Here is a 20,037-nt window from a genome sequence, read left to right as displayed (position 1 = left end):
ATTACTTCATTATTAGGATTTCTCCAACTTTTTATTGATTTCTAAAAGTTTGTCATCAATTTTAAGCAATGTGTAAATAGTCTTTAACATTTTCATTATCTGAACATCACCTGGAGTTAAAATATTTAATTTTTCTAAATGTGGTTGAGCTTTTGTGTATAAAGCAAAAGATTTTGACTGTTCATCCTTTGTTTTAGCAACCTTTATAATATCTGTTGCCTGATTAAAATAAAGAGCTCCTAAATTAAAAAGTGCATCATTATACTCAGGATCTATTTCAATTGCCTTTAAATACTCTGTTTCGGCTTTAATTAATTCTCCTTTTTGTTCAAATAAACTACCTTTTACAAAATGAAACGCCTGATTTTTAGGTTCACGAAAAATTCCTTTATCAACATAACTCATTGCTTCATCGTTTTTCCCAACTTCTAAATAATGATTAATTAATTCAGATATTAAGCCTATATCTTCGGTTGGATATGCTTTAAGACCGTTTTCTAATGTTAAAATATATTCATTTATTTTACCTTCTTTTTTATAAAGCTTGGCTAAATCAAGGCAAATATTTGCACCCCCGTATTCAAGTTTTATAAGTTGATTATAATAATCAATTGCAAGTTGATTTTTTCCTCCTTTTTCGGCTGAGAGTGCAGCATTATATAATACTATTGTATCAATTTGGTTTATTGCAGGTAACTTGTTGATTGAAATGTTGTTTTCAAAACAAGATAAAGCATTTGTATAATCTTGTGTATTAAAATATTGAATTCCTTCGTAAACCATTTGTGATGCAAGAATACTTAATGCCTTTATTACATCAGAATTAAACTCCTTATTTTTATCAAGTTGCATTGTTTTAAAATAGGAATTATAGGCTTCAGTTAATGGTTGTTTTGCTAATGTTTTTACTTCCTGAAGGGGACTTTCGTAAATAGAATGGTAAGTTACGGCCCTGTAATACCATGTTCGTGGGTTTGTTATTAGCTCATTATCTTTTATTGATAAATCTGTTGCTTCTTTAGCTTTTTGAGCATCACCCGCTTTTAGTAACTTTATAATATCTTCGAGGTTTATTTTTTGTGAAAAACTAAAAATACTTAAGCATAAAAGCATGATTGTAAGGCAAATCGATTTCATAAGCTAAAGTGTTGGTTTAATTATATAAAAATGGGAGAAAACTAAGCTTTCTCCCATTAAACTTAATTATTTAAGTATTATTTTTTTGCTCCTGCCAATTCTTTTTTAATAGCTTCCATTTTTTCTAACATACTAAGTCTGTAGTATGTATTTTTCAATGATTCCATTGTAGATAAATCTGCAGGTAAAATTTCATGCGCTTTTTCCAGGTATGGCAATGATTCCTTTAATTTATCTTCAGCTTTTGCTTTTGCAGCTTTATACAATTTATCATCGGTTATATTATTAGCAGTATTAAGCATTTCTGCACCCTGGTTATAATACATAGCTCCCATATTATAATTTGGTTCGAAATAATTTGGATTTAGTTCAATTGCCTTTTTATAAGAAGTTACAGCTTTTAAAGTGTCTTTTAAGTTTGCGTCATATAAACTTCCCTGTGCAAACCAGTATGTTGGGTTATCAGGACTATTTTTAATTGCAAGGTCAAGATAGTTTATAGCTTCGCTTGTTTTGTTTACGTATTCAGGAGTTGAGTTAATTTTATAAGTAACTTTTTTGTCTTTATCTGTAGCTGTGTATGTGCATGTAGCCGATCCGTTTGCTCCGGTAGCTTCAGCTTTTTTTACTGACTTTGAATTTGAGAAAAATTCAATTGTTATCTGATTTCCAATTTTAAGGTTTGCAGTAACAGTAATTATTTGTCCTTTTTTAACATCTATAGTTTTCTCCCAGATATTAGTTGCTGATTCTTTTGCAATTGCACCACTTCCATCAGTAAACGAAACATCAAATGTTTTAACATCATTAAAACTTAAATAATAGTTAATTAGTTCGACTACTAGTGGAGTACTTTCTTTTGGGTATTTTTCAATACCTTTTTTAAGTGTGCTGATATATTTTGTAGTATCTCCATTGTTTTTGTGAATATCTGCTAAGAAGAAATAATTTCCTACTCTTTCTTTATCGTTGGCACCGTATCCAAGTTTAATTAAAACATCAAACATTTGTTTAGCTTCTTCATATTTTTTTGCTTTTTGAGCAGCTAGTGCACAATAATAAATTACAGGTGTATCAATTTTCATTGACATTCCGGATACAAAAAGTGAATTTTCAAAGTATTTATAAGCCTTCTCGTAATTTTTGTTTGTCTGATACTCTTCAACACCTTTGTTTACAAAAATATTTGCCAAAGCTGGATATTGATTCATTAATATATCCATAAGCATTTCAGAATCAACGTATTTTGTTTTCTGGTCATTTAAAGCAGTGAAAAACTTCATTTGGTCTGCCTGATTATTGATAATATCTAATTTTTGTAAATTAGGATCAACAAAATTGAATACCAATGCAGATTTATATGCTTCGAAAGCTTTATCAGCAGCTTCTGCATCTAGTTTTTTGTAATCTTTACTTGTATGAATATTTTGATAAATCATACCGCGATAGTACCAAACTCTTGGATCTACTTTACTTTTATCGCAAGTAATACAAAAATCACTTGTTTCTTTAGCTTTATCTAACTCTGAATATTTTAAATAGTTAAATGAGCTAACCCTGCATGAGCTACACGTTTGGCTGAAAGTGTATCCACAGGTTGCTGCTAAAATAAGGATTACTAAATGTAATTTTTTCATTGTTTTGAAATTTATATTATACTTTAAATTAATTATTATTTTTCTGGTTCATTATCAAAATCTTTGCCATCACTTTCTTCGTCGTTTTCCTCACCATCAACTTCTTCTATTTCATCAGCATCATCTATATCATCAACTTCGTCAGTTTCAGCTCCTTCAATAATTTCTTCAGCTAATATTTCGCCATCAATTTCAGCTACTTCAGCATTTTCATCAGCTTCAACATAAGTGATTGAAGCAATTGAATCACCTTCTCTCAGGTTGATTAGTCTAACGCCTTGTGTAGCTCTTCCTAATATTCTAAGATTTTTAACTGCAATTCTTATAGTAATTCCAGACTTATTAATAATCATTAAATCATCTGTATCTAAAACGCCTTTTATTGCAATTAATTTTCCGGTTTTTTCAGTAATGTTCATTGCTTTTACCCCTTTACCTCCACGATTTGTCATTGGGTAATCTGCTAATTTTGAACGTTTACCGTATCCGTTTTCAGCTACAACCAATAAGTCTTCCGACTGATTCTCAACGCAAACCATTCCAACTACACCACCATTTATAGGATCAACAAGTTTAATTGCTTTAACACCTGTTGCGCTTCTTCCCATTGGTCTAACCTTAGATTCGTTGAAACGAATTGCGCGTCCACCACGGTTAGCGATAATAATTTCGTGACTTCCATTAGTTAATTTAGCTTCTAATAACTGATCGTCTTCACGAATATTAATTGCAATAATACCGTTTGACCTTGGTCTTGAATAAGCTTCAAGAGTAGTCTTTTTAATGATTCCTTTAAAAGTACAAAGAACAATAAAGTGATTCTTTACATAATCTTCGTCATCAAGCTTTGTAACATGAACATATGCTTTAATCTTATCGTCAGGATCTATGTTAAGAATATTCTGAATTGCACGTCCTTTTGAGTTCTTTGTGCCTTCAGGAATTTCATAAACTTTTAGCCAGAAACATTTACCTTTTTCTGAGAATAAAAGCAATGTATTGTGCATTGAAGCGATATATACATGTTCGATATAGTCTTCATCGCGGGTTTCGCTTCCTTTTGAACCTATACCTCCTCTGTTCTGAACTCTGTATTCGGTTAAAACAGTGCGTTTTATGTAGCCTAAATGAGAAATTGTAATTACAACATCTTCGTCAGCGTAGAAATCTTCTGGGTTAAAATCTTCAGAAGCATAAATAATTTCGGTTTTTCTTTCGTCACCAAATTTATCTCTGATTTCTATAAGTTCTTCTTTAATAATATTTTTACGAAGATCAACATCAGCTAAAATTGATTTTAAATAATCAATAAGTTTCATTAATTCTTCATATTCTTTCTTTAAGTTTTCGCGTTCTAAACCTGTAAGTTTTTGCAAACGCATATCAAGTATAGCTCTTGCCTGAATTTCGGTTAATCCGAAGTTAGTCATTAAGCCATCTCGTGCTTCTTCAACAGTTTTTGATGCTCTAATAAGTTTTATTACTTCATCAATATGATCAAGAGCAATTAGTAAGCCTTCTAAAATGTGAGCTTTTTTCTCAGCCTGTTCTAATTCAAATTGAGTTCTGCGAATTACTACTTCATGTCTGTGTTCTACAAAATAATGAATAAGTTCTTTTAGGTTTAATTGCTTTGGTCTTCCGTTAACCAAGCAAATATTATTAACACTGAAAGAAGTCTGAAGAGAAGTGAGTTTGAAAAGTGTATTTAACACTACATTCGCATTTGCATCTTTCTTAAGGTCAATAACAATACGCATTCCGGTTCTGTCCGACTCGTCATTAACGTTTGATATGCCTTCAATCTTCTTTTCGTTAACTAATTCAGCAATTTTTTTAATTAATTCAGCTTTATTAACCTGATATGGAATTTCGTTAATAACAATAAGATCACGATTGCCTTCAGTTTCGATATTAGCTTTTGCACGCATGACAACCCTTCCACGACCGGTCTCAAAAGCTTCTTTTACACCTTGGTAACCATAAATTAATCCACCTGTAGGAAAATCAGGAGCTTTTATGAAATGTATTAATTCAGGGATAGTAATTTCTTCATTTTCAATATATGCAATAGTTGCATTTATAACTTCGGTTAAATTATGAGGAGCCATGTTAGTGGCCATACCAACAGCAATACCCGAAGCTCCATTAACTAATAAATTTGGAAATTTTGCAGGAAGAACTGTTGGTTCCTCAAGTGTATCGTCAAAATTTAATTTAAAATCGACAGTGTTCTTATCAAGGTCGGCTAAAAGTTCTTCAGCGATTTTTTTAAGTCTTGCTTCTGTGTAACGCATTGCAGCAGGACTATCACCGTCAACCGAACCATAGTTTCCTTGTCCGTCAACTAATGGGTAACGTAATGACCATTCCTGAGCCATACGCACCATTGCATCATAAACTGAAGTGTCGCCATGTGGGTGATATTTTCCAAGAACCTCACCAACAATTCTTGCAGATTTTTTATAAGGTTTTCCTGAACCGTTTCCCAATTCATTCATTCCAAATAAAACTCTTCTGTGTACTGGTTTTAAACCGTCTCTAACATCCGGAAGAGCTCTTGAAACAATAACCGACATTGCATAGTCGATATATGAACTCTTCATTTCTTCCTCAATGTTTACTCTTAAAATTTTTTCGCCTTCAATCATTTCTTTAGAACTATTTTTTAATCAATTAAATAACAATGTATTATTCATTTTAAAATGAAAGCACTAAGGTAGTTTTTCTTAACTGGAATAAAAAATTTTATAGCCCTAATTATTAACATTACCGTGTTTATAATTGATATATCGAAAATGCTTAACTTTACAAAGTGTAAAGTACATTTGGTTGAATGTAAATTGTTGAATTATTTCAAAAAAATAAGTGACTATGGATTCAAAGTTTTCACAAAGAATAAAAGATGTTTTATCATACAGTAGAGAGGAAGCTGTAAGGCTTGGAAATGATGTTGTTGGGACTGAGCATGTATTCCTTGGTTTGCTTCGTGACGGAGAAGGTGTTGCAATTGATATTTTGGTTTCAATGGGTGTAAATTTAACTGATATCAGAAATGCAATTGAAAAGAGAATTAAAGCAAGTGATGCTTTAAAAATGACTGAAGCAGATAATCTTCCTTTAACAAAACATGTTGAAAGAGTTTTAAAATTGGTTTATTTAGAAGCAAAATCATTAAAAAATTCTGTAATTGACACAGGGCATTTACTTCTTGCAATTTTAAAGGACGATAATTCATTTGTTCCAACATTATTAGAAGAATATAATATTGATTATCCTGTAGTAAAAGGAATATTACAAGGCGAAGCACCAAAAAATCAGTCTGATGATTCATATGGTGACGATGAAGAACGTCCAGGTTATGGAGCCGGCAAAGGAAATCCAAGTGCTGGAAAATCAACCTCAGAAACTCCTGTTCTTGATAATTTTGGTGTTGATTTAACAAAAGCTGCTGAAGAAAGTCGCTTAGATCCAATAACCGGCAGAGAATTAGAAATTGAACGTTTAGCTCAGATTCTTAGCAGACGTAAGAAAAATAATCCTATTTTAATTGGTGAACCGGGTGTTGGTAAGTCTGCAATTGTAGAGGGTTTAGCACTTCGTATTATTCAAAGAAAGGTATCGCGTGTTCTTTTTGGAAAACGTGTTGTTACTTTAGATTTAGCTTCTATTGTTGCCGGAACAAAATATCGAGGACAATTTGAAGAAAGAATTAAAGCTATTTTAAATGAGTTAGCTAAAAATCATAATGTTATTTTGTTTATCGATGAAATTCATACCATAGTTGGCGCAGGTGGTGCAAGCGGCTCTTTAGATGCTGCTAATATGTTAAAACCTGCCTTGGCTCGTGGAGAAATTCAATGTATCGGTGCTACTACTCTTGATGAATACCGTCAGTATATTGAGAAAGACGGTGCATTAGAGCGTCGTTTCCAGAAAGTTATGGTAGAGCCTACTTCTGTTGAAGAAACATATGAAATTTTAAATAACATTAAAGAAAGATACGAAGATCACCATAATGTAAGCTATACCGACGATGCAATAAAAGCTTGTGTTAAGTTAACAAACCGCTATATTACCGACAGGCACTTACCTGATAAAGCAATTGATGCTTTAGATGAAGCAGGCTCACGTGTTCATATTTCAAATATTCATGTTCCTCAAACAATTATTGATTTAGAAAAGAAAATTGAAGTTGTTAAAAAGGAAAAAGTAAGTTCTGTAAAAAATCAGAATTTCGAGTTGGCTGCAAATCTTCGCGATCAGGAGAAAAAGCTTTTAGATGCTGTTGAAATAGAAAAAGTTCGTTGGGAAAAAGATATGAGTAAACATCGTCAGACTGTTACTGAAGATAACGTTGCCGAAGTTGTTGCTATGCAAACCGGCGTCCCTGTTCAGAGAATTGCTCAGGCTGAAGGGTTACGTCTTTTAAAAATGCTTGGCGAAATAAAAGGAAAAGTAATTGGTCAGGATGATGCAATACAAAAAATTGTAAAAGCAATACAAAGAAACCGTGCAGGTTTAAAAGATCCTAACAAACCAATTGGAACTTTTGTTTTCTTAGGTCCGACTGGTGTTGGAAAAACACAGCTTGCAAAAGTTCTTGCAGAATATTTATTTGACAATGCTGATAACCTCATTCGTATTGACATGAGTGAGTATATGGAGAAATTCTCGGTATCGCGTTTAGTTGGAGCTCCTCCGGGATATGTTGGTTACGAAGAAGGTGGTCAGTTAACGGAAAAAGTGCGTCGTCGCCCCTACTCTGTTGTGCTTTTAGATGAAATAGAAAAAGCTCACCCTGATGTATTCCATATATTGTTACAGGTTTTGGATGAAGGCAGATTGACAGATAGTTTGGGTCGTCGTGTTGACTTCCGTAATACTATAATTATAATGACATCAAATATTGGTACACGTCAGCTTTCTGATTATGGCCGTGGTGTTGGTTTTGAAACAGCAGCTAAAAAGGATTCATTTAACGATCATGCAAAGGGTGTTATAGAAAATGCTTTAAAAAGAGCTTTTGCACCAGAATTTTTAAATAGAATTGACGATGTTGTTATGTTTAACTCTTTATCACGTGAAAATATTCATGAGATTATTGATATTGAGCTTATAGGCTTATACAATAGAGTTAAAATCATGGGTTATGAATTAAAGATTTCTGCACAGGCAAAAGATTTTATTGCTGACCGTGGCTTTGATGCCCAGTTTGGTGCCCGCCCTTTAAAACGTGCTTTACAAAAATATCTTGAAGACCCAATGGCTGAGATTATAATTAAAAATTCTCCACAGCCAAATGATGTTATAATTGCAGGGTTTAACAAAAAGACTGAATTAATAACTTTTAAAATACAGAATAAAAATAATTCTGTTGAAAAGGCAAAAGAAGAATAAAAAAAATGGCTGTTAATTTTAACAGCCATTTTTTTTAAATTTGAAAACGGTTTATATTATTTCTCTTTGTTAGAAAAGGATTTCCATCCACTTTCTGATGTATAACCTGTTGACCAATTATCAATGCCGTCGAATTCAACAGTAAGTTTTTTATTTTTTAATTCTTTTAATTTAAATGTATAAACTGGACACATTGACCCAGAAAAAGTTTCAACTTCTACGCCTGTCGGGTAGGTGTCAGATAATGAATTAACAATAAGTAAAACATATTCTTTATTTTTTAAATCCATTTCTTTAATTTCACTACCAAATTTCCAATAGCCTGACAGTTTTCTAGATACAGCATAATTTGTAAATATAATATAAAATGTTCCATTTTTACTAAATAACATTTTTTCTGTATATGGATTTGTTCCATAAACAGAAGAAATAGATGTTTTTCCATCATATGTAGTAACTGTTGTTGTGTATTCCTCATGAGATGTGATTTTGCCGGAGGTTAAACTCCATTCACCAACTAATCTTGCTTTTCTCGATCTTAAAGAAATAGTTGGGTCATCTTCACCTTTTTTACATGATTGAAATACTAAAATTATTGCTATGGAATATAATAAAATTACTTTTATTTTTTTCATTTTGTAAAATTCGAAATATATAACATTAATTTTCTTTGTTTGTAGATTAATATGAAACCTCAAACAAATAAAGGTTAAATAAACTAAAGATTATGATTTTTATAATTTAAAGTTTCTCCAATTCAACAGTGAAATGACGCATAATTGGAGCTTCCCATAAAATTTTATATCCGCGTTTAATTTCATTTCTTCTGTCGTAAACATTTTTTAAAGCTACAGCAATATAATCCATATGATTATTTGTATAAACCCTTCTTGGAATTGCTAAGCGAAGTAACTCTAAAGCAGGAAGCCTGTCCAGGCGAGTTTCCGGATCGCGATCTGCTAACAACGTGCCTATTTCTACTCCTCTAACCCCTCCTTCAATATATAGTTCAATGCCTAATATTTGAGCGATATATTCTGATTGAGGAATATGTGGGAAAAATCTTTTTGCATCAACAAAAATTGCATGCCCACCAAATGGCTCCTGAACAGGAACACCAAACTCTACAAGTCTTTTTCCAAGATAAGCTACCTGTCCTACTCTCGATTCTAAATAATCGAATTCTGTTGCTTCGTATAAGCCTTGTGCAAGTGCATTCATATCACGACCAGCCATCCCACCATAGGTAATAAAACCTTCAAACATAATATTGAAAGTGGATGCGGCACGGAATAAATCCTGACTTCTTAAACCTATAAATCCGCCAATATTTACTATACCATCTTTTTTGCTGCTCATAGTCATACCGTCGGCATAAGAAAACATTTCACTTACAATTTCGCGAATGGTTTTGTTCTCGTATCCTTTCTCACGAACTTTAATAAAGTATGCGTTTTCGGCAAAACGTGCAGAATCATAAATTACTGGTATTCCAAATTTATTTGCAAGTTCTTTTACGTTTTTTAAATTTTCCATTGATACTGGCTGACCACCCGCTGTGTTGTTTGTTATGGTCACAATAATCATTGGAATGTTTTCTTTAGGACTTGATTTTAAAACTTTTTCAAGCTTATTAATGTCAACATTACCTTTAAAAGGGTGATAAACAGTTGTGTCGAAAGCTTCATCGATAGTGCAATCAACAGCATGTGCCTTTCTGAATTCAATATGACCTTTTGTTGTATCGAAATGACAGTTGCCCGGAACAATATTTCCTTCTTTTACCATAACACTGAAAAGCACATTTTCTGCAGCTCTTCCCTGATGTGTCGGTAAAAAATATTCGAATCCAAAAAGATTTTTAACTGCATCTTTTAACGCGAAATAAGAACTTGACCCAGCATAACTTTCGTCCCCTGTCATTATTTTCCCCCATTGCTGATCACTCATTGCACCGGTTCCTGAATCAGTTAAAAGATCGATAAAAATTTTATCACTGCTAAGGTTAAACAAATTATATTTTGCCTCACGTACCCATTTTTCTCTGTCGCTACGTGTAGTTTTTTTGATGGTTTCAACCATCTTAATTTTATAAGGTTCTGCAAATGGTAATTCCATATGAAATAAATTTAAAAAGATTAATAAAATTGATAAAAATAGAAATTGTATAAAAAGCCTAAGATATTAGTTATCTCTGTCCTTAATGTTAAGGTAAATACGGCTTGCTAATATTGAAAGAATTGAATAATTCATTTCTAATAAAAATTATAAAGGCAAAGATATAATAAATTGTATAAGCTAGTTTTATAATACAAAAAAATATAAACAGTTTTAGGGAAATAGTATAAAGCAAGGAAGTTTGCGCAAAAAGAAGATTTAATAAGTTCAAGCGAGGACACTTGCACTAGAAAAAGTATTTTATTTCAAAAAATCCGTAGAATTTTAATGTTTATAAAAAGAAATAAAAAGGGATTTTTAACTCCAGAGGAGTTAAATGTTTTTTGTTCTGTAATTTATTACCAGAAAATCTTTTCTGTTTTTGAACTTATTTTTATTAATAATAAACCACTTTGTTCATTATTAAATTTAACAATAACATGGTTTCCTGATATTTTATTTGAATATAACAGTCTTCCAAATAAATCGAAAATCTGAACTTCTTCGTTATATAAAGATTTATCAGAAAAAATTACTAGAGAATTATTTGATTTATTTGCAAATACTTTAAAGTTATTCAGGTTATTAGTGTTTATTCCGGTTTGATTATATTTACCATAAATATATACATTTTTATTTCCTGCACTGCTTTCGATTGTATAAGCAATACTATCATTATCTGTATTTGCCGGTAAATAATAAATATAAAAGCTAAAATCACGTGCTCCTAATAAAGGATGTGTGTTTTGTAATTGAGAACTATATTCACTTCCAGAGATATTAGTAGATGACGAAAACTGTAAAACAGAGTTTTTAGAATTTGTAACTGTTATTAATACCGAGTCAAGATGCCCCACTGGTGTATCATTAAAAATATATACGCTATCAGTTAAAAGACTAAATTCTGGAGCCACAAAAGTTGTAGTAGGATATCCGGCAGTATTCCATCCGCTTATTCCACCCAACATATTATAAACAGTTCTAAAATGTTTAGTTTGCATAACTGCTTTTGCCAGTGCACTTCTACTTCCGCTTGCACAATGAATTAAATAAACTTTACCTTTATTAAGACTGTCAAGTATTGTAGAAAAATTTGCATTATTATAATCAATATTTACAGCACCCTCAATATGAGTAACGTATTCACCCGGAGTTCTAACATCTAATATAACAAAATTAGGATTACCAGCATATGCTAAAATAGTATCATGCCCCTGAGCAGTTGTAATATTTGCAATTAATGTATCCGGGTTTGCCTGTAATAGGTTTAAGTTAATTAATGAAAATATTAGTGATAGATAAAATGTAATCTTTTTCATTTTTTTGATTTTAGAGTTTAAGAATTCAAAATTAATAAAATTTACTTCTAAAATTAAAGTATTGTTTTTGATTTTATGACAAATTAATGATTGAATGTCAAATGAAACAAAGTTTTACGTTTTTTGAATAAAAAAATTGCAACCTTAGTTTTAAATTAATAGTCTTTTATTAGAATTTTATCGATTTAGGTGGATATTCAATTTAAAAAATTCTTAACTTGTTTTCATAAAAACTGAATATTAAAATAATACTATAATATGAAAAATTTTTACTCTTTTTTAGTACTGTTTGCTTTTGTATTTGCCATAAATACAGGCTTTGCCCAAAGTGATTCTGAATTTAATCAGGCCAAAAAATATTTAGATAAAAAAGGTGAAGTTTATTTTCATTTTCAAATAAAAAATCCTTCAGAACTAATAACTCTGACAAATATCATTTCTATTGATAACGTTAAAAATGGTGAAGTGTGGGCTTATGCTAACAAAATTGAGTTTAACAGATTTTTAGCTAAAAATATTTCATATCAGGTTTTACCACACCCCGGTGATGCAATTGTTGAAATGTGGGATCAGTCAAAGGGGATTTGGCAGTTTGATACTTATCCAACATATACAGAGTATGAAACAATGATGAATACATTTGCCACTACATATCCAAATCTCTGCCATCTTGATACAATTGCTACACTAGCAAGTGGAAGAAGATTATTAGCACTTAAAATTACTGATAATCCAAATGCTAATGAAGATGAACCTGAAGTATTTTATACAGGAGCAATGCATGGTGATGAAGTTACTGGTTCTATAATATTTTTAAGATTAGCTAACTATTTATTATCAAATTATGGAACTAATGCCAGAGCTACTAATATTGTAAATAATATTGAACTTTGGATATGCCCATTTTCAAATCCTGATGGAACATATTATGCCGGAGATAATAATATTACTGGAGCAAGAAGAAATAATGCTAACAATATAGACTTAAATCGTAACTATCCTGACCCGAGGGCTGGACAACATCCTGATGGTAATGCTTGGCAACCAGAAAACATCGCATGGATGGCATTTGCAGATGCTCATGATTTTGTTATGGCTGCAAATACTCATGGTGGTGCAGAAGTTGTAAATTTTCCATGGGATACCTGGACATCCTCACAACGTACGCATGCAGATGATAACTGGTGGAGATATGTTTCAAAAGAATATGCCGATACTGCTAAACTATATGGAACTGCCAGTTATTTTTCTGATGTAGTTACAAGTGGATATACTGAAGGTGGCGATTGGTATGTAATTACTGGTGGCAGGCAAGATTATATGAATTATTTTAAACATACTAGAGAAGTAACATTAGAATTATCATCTACAAAACTTGTAGCAGCAAGTACACTTCCTAATTATTGGAATTACAATTACCGTTCATTTTTAAATTATTTAGAACATTCTTTGTACGGTGTTAGAGGTATTATTACCGATGCATGTTCAGGTTTGCCTATTAAAGCAAAAGTTTTTGTTAATACTCATGATGTTGATAGTTCGCATGTATATAGTTCATTACCAGTAGGAAATTATCACAGACCTATACTTGCCGGAACCTATTCTATTACATATTCCGCTCCAGGTTATGTTTCTCAGACAATAACCGGAGTTACTGTTGCAAACAAAGCAACAGTTATCAGAAACATACAATTAGTTCCGATTGCTCCAGTGGCAAACTTTACTGCTGATCATACTACTGGTTGTAATGCTTCTGTTCAATTTACAGATATTTCTGGAGCAGCTGCAGGATCTACTTTTCTTTGGAATTTCGGGGATGGACAAACTTCTACATTACAAAATCCAACCCACTCTTATTCAACAAGTGGAACTTATACAGTAACACTTGCTGTTTCAAGTTGTGCAGGAAATGATTCTGAAATTAAAACAAACTATATTACTATTTCATTACCAACTGCACCAACAACAACTTCAGCTCAGATTTGTGGTCCAAATTCTTTAATATTAGATGCTGCTGGAAGTGGTACTTTAAACTGGTATGATGCTGCATCCGGAGGAAGTTTGGTTTTTACTGGAACAAGTTACCACACTCCTATCCTTAGTTCTACTACTACATATTATGTTGAAAGCAGTTCTACTTCATTTGGTACATCTCAATATGTTCCAAGTCCTGCTATAACCTCTGCATTAACCCATAATACTGCCGGAAGGTATCAGATTTTTGATGTTAATGTTCCAGTCAGATTGGTGTCAGTTCAGGTAAGAACTACAATTGCAGGAAACAGAACTGTTGAGTTAAGAAATAGTTCAGGAACTGTAATTAATTCTGCAACAGTAAATATTCCTGTGGGAACAAATAGAATTACATTAAATTTCGACATCCCTGTTGGAACTAATTATCAACTTGGATTATCTTCAACATCAGCAATTAATTTATTCAGAAATAATACAGGTGTAAGTTATCCTTATGAAATTGCAGGATTGGTTTCTATAACAAATAGCAGTGCAGGATTGACAGCTTATTATTTCTATTATGATTGGGAAGTTCAGCCAATCACATCATGTACTAGTGGAAGAACTTCTGTTACAGCAACTATATTACCTGTACCAACTGCAAATGCTGGAACCGATCAGGCAATTTGCAACGGAGGTTCAGCAACTATAAATGCTACAGGTGGTGGTACTTATTCTTGGTCTCAAGGTGGTAATAGTGCTGGAATTACTGTAGCTCCTACAACTACAACAACATACACAGTAACTGTTACAAATGCTCAGCTTTGCACTTCAATAGATAATGTTATAGTAACAGTTAACCAGAATCCAACAACCAATGCAGGAACAGATCAGTCAATTACAACTGGCGCAACAGCAACATTAACAGGTTCGGCAAGTGGTGGCAGCGGTTTATATTCTTATCATTGGGAACCTTCTTCTCAACTGGTAAATGCTAATGTTGCAAATCCTACGACTATTGCATTAAATACTACAACACAGTTCACATTAACTGTGACAGACCAGAATTCAACTTGCACAGGAACAGACAATGTTATTATAACTGTAACTGGTGGTACTCTTAGTTGTTCTTCTACAGCAAATCAACCTTCAATTTGTATTGGAGCAAGCACACAACTACAGGCAGGAGCTTCAGGAGGATCAGGATCATATACATATCAATGGTCTTCAATTCCTGTAGGTTTTAATTCAACTATTGCAAATCCAACTGTAACACCAAATGTAAATACTACTTATTATGTAACTGTTAATGATGGCTCAACAAATGCAAACTCATCGGTATCAATAACAGTAAATAGCTTACCTGTTGCTGATGCTGGTATAAATCAAACAATTTGCGAAGGACAGACTGCTAGTTTAACGGCAACTGGCGGTACGTCATATTTATGGGATAATGGAGCTGGTAGTACAGCTACAGTTTCGGTTAGCCCAACAACTACAACAACGTACACTGTTACCGTTACTAATTCTAATACATGTACCAATACTGATAATGTGACTGTAAGTATTAATCCTCTCCCATTTAGCAATTTTACATTTAGCTCTACTGATTTAAATGTTACATTTACTAATCTTTCTGTGGGTGCTACTTCATATATATGGTATTTTGGTGATGGTGGAATTTCTACTCAGTTTGAGCCTAATTATAATTATGCTGCCAACGGAACATATCAGGTTACTTTAATTGCTCATAACAATTGCGGAAATGATACATTAATTCAATCAATAACTGTATCTGTTAATTCAATTACAGAAAATGAATTAGAAAACATTTTAATTTTTCCTAATCCATCTCAGGGAATTATTTCAATTAAAAATTTAAGCCTTAATGATACAATTATTAATGTAAATGATATTTCTGGAAGACTATTATTTACTACTAAAACAAATACCAGTTTTAATACATTAGATTTAAGTTGCCTTTCAGATGGAATGTATTTGCTAACAATTATTAGTAGCAATAACACAAAAACAACTCCTATTACTATTTGTCGATAAATCTATTTATCCAATAAAAAAAAGTGCAACCAGATTTGATTGCACTTTTTTTATGTGAATTTTAGAATTAACCTAAATATTGTTTTAAAAGTTTACTTCTACTTGAATGACGTAAACGACGTATAGCTTTTTCTTTAATCTGGCGAACTCTTTCGCGGGTAAGAGCAAATTTCTCACCTATTTCTTCAAGAGTCATTTCCTGACAGGAAATTCCAAAGAAAAATCTGATAATATCTCTTTCACGTTCAGTTAAAGTAGCTAATGCTCTTTCAATTTCACGACTTAATGATTCTCCCATTAATTTACTATCTGCAACTGGGGAATCTTTATTTTCGATAACATCAATAAGACTATTGTCTTCACCTTCAACAAATGGTGCATCCATTGAAATATGACGACCAGAAACTCTTAAAGTATCAATAACTTTTTCTTTTGGTACTTCAAGTACTGTTGCTAATTCGTCTGGAGTTGGAGTACGCTCAAAATCCTGTTCAAATTTTGAAAGAGCTTTATTAATTTTATTTAATGAACCAACCTGATTTAATGGTAAACGAACAATTCTTGATTGTTCAGCCAAAGCTTGTAAAATTGATTGACGAATCCACCAAACAGCGTATGAAATAAATTTGAAACCGCGTGTTTCATCAAATTTTTCAGCAGCTTTTATTAATCCTAAATTTCCTTCGTTAATTAAATCTGGAAGGCTTAACCCTTGATTCTGATATTGTTTGGCAACTGAAACAACAAATCTTAAATTTGCTCTGGTTAACTTTTCTAAAGCTGATCTATCCCCTTTTCTAATTCTTTGCGCTAAATCTACTTCTTCTTCAACAGTTATTAACTGCTCTTTACCAATCTCTTGCAAGTATTTATCTAGCGATGCACTCTCACGATTAGTAATTGATTTTGTGATTTTTAATTGTCTCATATATTCAGTCCGATATTTTATGCAAATTTACCTTAAGTTATAACCAATGTCAATACTCATATTAAAATTAAACACTAAACGTTATCTTTGCAATGTTGAAAAAAAAATAAAAACAAAGATAATTATACTGATTAACAAAATATTACATGATTTACATTTTTCAAATAAAAAATTTACTTTTGCAAATATAAACGAAAGTTGGAAGAAAATCTTTTATGATTCATGTACTTTAATGTTTTTTTAGTCAAAAATTAATAAAAAATAACAAATACTAATAAAAATGAAGATTTCAGTAGTTGGAACCGGTTATGTTGGTTTGGTAACAGGAACATGTTTTGCCGAAACTGGTATTGATGTTACATGCGTTGACATTGACGTTGAGAAGATTAATAAACTTAATAACGGCATTATTCCTATTTGGGAACCAGGTCTTGAAGAAATGGTTGCCAGAAATGTTGAAAAAGGAAGATTAAGTTTTAGTACTAGTTTAAAAGATTCATTAAAAGATGTTGAAGTAGTATTTTCTGCAGTTGGAACTCCTCCTGATGAAGATGGAAGTGCAGATTTGCAATATGTTATATCGGTTGCCCGTGAAATAGGACAGCATATGGAGAATTATCTGGTTGTTGTTACCAAAAGTACTGTTCCTATTGGAACAGCTGTAAAAGTAAAGGCTGCGATTCAGGAAGAACTTGATAAAAGAGGTGTTAAAATTCCTTTCGATGTAGCTTCAAATCCAGAGTTTTTAAAAGAAGGTGATGCTGTTGACGATTTTTTAAAGCCAGACAGAATTGTTATTGGAATTGAAAGTGAAGAGGCAGAAAAAATAATGACACGTCTATATAAGCCATTTCTTTTGAATAACCATCCTATTTACTTTATGGATATTCCTTCTGCTGAAATGACAAAATATGCTGCAAACTCAATGCTTGCAACAAAAATTAGCTTTATGAATGATATCGCAAACCTTTGCGAAATTGTTGGAGCAGATGTAAACATGGTAAGAAAAGGAATTGGAAGTGATAGCAGAATTGGAAATAAATTTATTTATCCTGGTGCAGGTTATGGTGGTTCGTGTTTTCCAAAAGATGTTAAAGCCTTAATTAAAACTTCTGATGAAAATAAACACTCATTGGTTATTTTAAAGGCTGTTGAAGATGTTAATGATCGCCAGAAAGAAGTTTTGTTTAAAAAAGCATTGTCGCATTTTAAAGGTGATTTAAAAAATAAAACCATTGCAATATGGGGACTTTCATTTAAACCGAATACTGATGATATGCGCGAAGCTCCAGCGTTAGTCATTATTGAACATTTGTTAGCAGCAGGTGCAAAAGTGGTTGCTTACGATCCTGTTTCAATGGAAGAAACTCATAGAAAAATTGGTGATACAATTAAATATGCAAAAGATCCTTACGATGCATTAATTGATGCCGATGCTTTAATGCTTGTTACAGAATGGTCAGAATTCCGTTCTCCAAATTTTAAAGTGATGGAAAAAGTGTTGAAGAATAAAGTAATTTTTGATGGTAGAAATATTTATGAACCAAAAGAAATGAAGGAATGGAATTGGACATATTATTCAATCGGAAGAGAACCTATTATTGCTAAATAAATTTATTGAATGAAAAAAATATTGGTAACCGGTGGAGCAGGATTTGTTGGCTCTCACCTATGCGAAAGATTATTAAATGAAGGAAACGAAGTAATTTGTCTCGATAACTATTTTACCGGTTCAAAAGAAAACATTGCTCATTTGTTAGGAAATCCATTTTTTGAGTTAATTAGGCACGATGTTACAATGCCTATTTTTCTTGAAGTTGATGAAATTTACAATCTTGCATGTCCCGCCTCTCCTATTCACTACCAGTTTAATTCAATAAAAACTATTAAAACTTCTGTAATGGGTGCAATTAATATGCTTGGTCTTGCTAAAAGAACTCAGGCTAAAATTTTGCAGGCTTCTACTTCTGAAGTTTATGGTGATCCTGATATTCACCCACAACCCGAATCATACTGGGGTAATGTTAATCCTATTGGAATTCGCTCTTGTTACGATGAAGGAAAGCGTTGTGCCGAATCACTTTTTGTGAATTATAACAAACAAAATAATGTAAGCATAAAAATTATCAGAATTTTTAATACTTATGGTCCACGCATGCATCCAAATGATGGTCGTGTAGTTTCAAATTTTATTGTTCAGGCATTAAATAATAAAGATATTACTGTTTTTGGTGAAGGCTCTCAAACACGTAGTTTCCAATATGTATCAGATCTTGTAGAAGGTATGATCAGAATGATGGCAACACCTAAAGAGTTTACAGGACCAGTAAATATTGGTAATCCTGGTGAATTCACAATACTTGAACTTGCACAAAAAGTTATTGATTTAACAAATTCCAAATCAAAAATTATATATATGCCTCTTCCTGAGGATGACCCTACTCAACGTCAACCAGATATTACTTTAGCAAAAAAAGAACTAAACGGTTGGGAACCAAAAATTCCTTTAGATGAAGGGTTAAAACAAACTATAAATTATTTCAAAAACTCTTTAAAACTTTAAATAATGAAAGGCATCATTTTAGCAGGTGGCTCGGGCACTAGATTATACCCTATTACTCAAACAATCTCTAAGCAGATTATTCCTATATATGATAAGCCAATGATATATTATCCTTTATCTGTGCTTATGATGTCGGGTATTCGCGAGATTCTTATAATTTCTACCCCAAAAGATATTCACCTTTATAAAGATTTATTTGGTGATGGTTCTCATCTTGGTTTGCAAATTGTTTATGAAGAACAACCTTCACCAGATGGCTTAGCTCAGGCATTTATTATTGGAGAAAAATTTATTGGAAAAGATAGTGTATGCATGGTGTTAGGAGATAATATCTTTTATGGATATGGATTCAGAAAAGTTTTAAAAGAAGCTGCTCAACTAAAAGATGGAGCAATAGTTTTCGGGTATTACGTAAAAGATCCTGAAAGATATGGTGTTGCTGAATTTGATGATAATGGAAAAGTAATTAGTCTTGAAGAAAAACCTAAAGAAGCAAAATCTAATTATGCTGTTACCGGTCTTTACTATTACTCAAATGATGTAGTTGAAAAAGCTAAAAACCTAAAACCATCTAAACGTGGCGAATTAGAAATTACAGATTTAAACAGACTATATTTGGAAGAAAACCGCTTAGGAGTAAAACTTTTAAGTCGTGGAATGGCATGGTTAGATACCGGAACTCACGAAAGTTTGTTACAGGCCTCAAATTTCATTGCTACAATTGAAGAACGTCAGGGATTAAAGGTTGCGTGTATCGAAGAAATTGCATTTCGAGAAGGATTTATTAACAAAGAGCAATTACTCGCAATTGCTGAGATATATAAGAAAAACCAATATGGTGAATATTTATTTCAAATAGCAAATGAGAAACAAATTATTTCATAA

Annotated in this window: 12 protein-coding genes; 5 read left to right on the top strand and 7 right to left on the bottom strand. The window is 32.2% G+C overall.

Going from position 1 to position 20,037, the window contains the following annotated elements:
* Nucleotides 1-12: 12 nt before the first annotated feature.
* The 3 genes from HY951_12720 to gyrA all read right to left on the bottom strand — a co-directional run bounded on the left by HY951_12720 (nucleotide 13) and on the right by gyrA (nucleotide 5,425).
* Nucleotides 13-1,137 (bottom strand): tetratricopeptide repeat protein, encoded by a 1,125-nt coding sequence (locus HY951_12720; protein ID MBI5540919.1) that lies wholly within the window; start codon nucleotides 1,135-1,137, stop codon nucleotides 13-15.
* A 77-nt stretch (nucleotides 1,138-1,214) separates the two neighbouring features.
* Complete coding sequence (locus HY951_12715) at nucleotides 1,215-2,774, bottom strand: tetratricopeptide repeat protein (GenBank protein MBI5540918.1); 1,560 nt, start codon at nucleotides 2,772-2,774, stop codon at nucleotides 1,215-1,217.
* Between the two features lie 35 nt (nucleotides 2,775-2,809).
* Nucleotides 2,810-5,425, bottom strand: coding sequence for a DNA gyrase subunit A (gene gyrA, locus HY951_12710; GenBank protein ID MBI5540917.1), 2,616 nt, complete (start codon nucleotides 5,423-5,425; stop codon nucleotides 2,810-2,812).
* A 223-nt stretch (nucleotides 5,426-5,648) separates the two neighbouring features.
* Between gyrA and HY951_12705 the strand changes: the two genes are divergently transcribed.
* Nucleotides 5,649-8,174 (top strand): ATP-dependent Clp protease ATP-binding subunit, encoded by a 2,526-nt coding sequence (locus HY951_12705; GenBank protein ID MBI5540916.1) that lies wholly within the window; start codon nucleotides 5,649-5,651, stop codon nucleotides 8,172-8,174.
* Nucleotides 8,175-8,230: 56 nt separating this feature from the next.
* Here the strand turns inward: HY951_12705 and HY951_12700 are convergent, their stop codons facing one another.
* The 3 genes from HY951_12700 to HY951_12690 form a co-directional block, all read right to left on the bottom strand.
* On the bottom strand, nucleotides 8,231-8,809 hold the full coding sequence (locus tag HY951_12700; protein MBI5540915.1) for a hypothetical protein: 579 nt from the start codon (nucleotides 8,807-8,809) through the stop codon (nucleotides 8,231-8,233).
* Between the two features lie 106 nt (nucleotides 8,810-8,915).
* A complete protein-coding gene (locus tag HY951_12695; protein MBI5540914.1) occupies nucleotides 8,916-10,292 on the bottom strand; it encodes a tryptophanase in 1,377 nt (458 codons plus the stop codon).
* Nucleotides 10,293-10,690: 398 nt separating this feature from the next.
* On the bottom strand, nucleotides 10,691-11,650 hold the full coding sequence (locus HY951_12690; protein MBI5540913.1) for a rhodanese-like domain-containing protein: 960 nt from the start codon (nucleotides 11,648-11,650) through the stop codon (nucleotides 10,691-10,693).
* Nucleotides 11,651-11,908: 258 nt separating this feature from the next.
* Between HY951_12690 and HY951_12685 the strand changes: the two genes are divergently transcribed.
* Entirely contained in the window at nucleotides 11,909-15,661 is a 3,753-nt protein-coding gene (locus HY951_12685) for a PKD domain-containing protein (GenBank protein MBI5540912.1), read from the top strand.
* Between the two features lie 67 nt (nucleotides 15,662-15,728).
* Here the strand turns inward: HY951_12685 and HY951_12680 are convergent, their stop codons facing one another.
* The gene (locus HY951_12680) at nucleotides 15,729-16,589 is read right to left on the bottom strand and encodes a sigma-70 family RNA polymerase sigma factor (GenBank protein ID MBI5540911.1); all 861 of its coding nucleotides are present in this window, start codon (nucleotides 16,587-16,589) and stop codon (nucleotides 15,729-15,731) included.
* Between the two features lie 280 nt (nucleotides 16,590-16,869).
* On the opposite strand from HY951_12680, the gene HY951_12675 reads away from it, so the two are divergent.
* The 3 genes from HY951_12675 to rfbA are packed head-to-tail and all read left to right on the top strand — an operon-like array spanning nucleotide 16,870 to nucleotide 20,037.
* Nucleotides 16,870-18,201 carry a UDP-glucose/GDP-mannose dehydrogenase family protein gene (locus HY951_12675; protein ID MBI5540910.1) on the top strand — a complete coding sequence of 444 codons (1,332 nt, stop codon included), beginning with the start codon at nucleotides 16,870-16,872 and terminating at the stop codon, nucleotides 18,199-18,201.
* 9 nt (nucleotides 18,202-18,210) lie between these two features.
* Nucleotides 18,211-19,152, top strand: a complete 942-nt coding sequence (locus HY951_12670) for an SDR family oxidoreductase (protein MBI5540909.1) — start codon at nucleotides 18,211-18,213, stop codon at nucleotides 19,150-19,152.
* A gap of 3 nt (nucleotides 19,153-19,155) precedes the next feature.
* A complete protein-coding gene (gene rfbA / locus HY951_12665) occupies nucleotides 19,156-20,037 on the top strand; it encodes a glucose-1-phosphate thymidylyltransferase RfbA (protein ID MBI5540908.1) in 882 nt (293 codons plus the stop codon).

It is taken from the genome of Bacteroidia bacterium (genome assembly GCA_016218155.1).
In the GTDB taxonomy this organism is placed as follows: Bacteria; Bacteroidota; Bacteroidia; order Bacteroidales; family GWA2-32-17; genus GWA2-32-17.
This window is presented reverse-complemented; position numbering and strand designations above follow the sequence as displayed.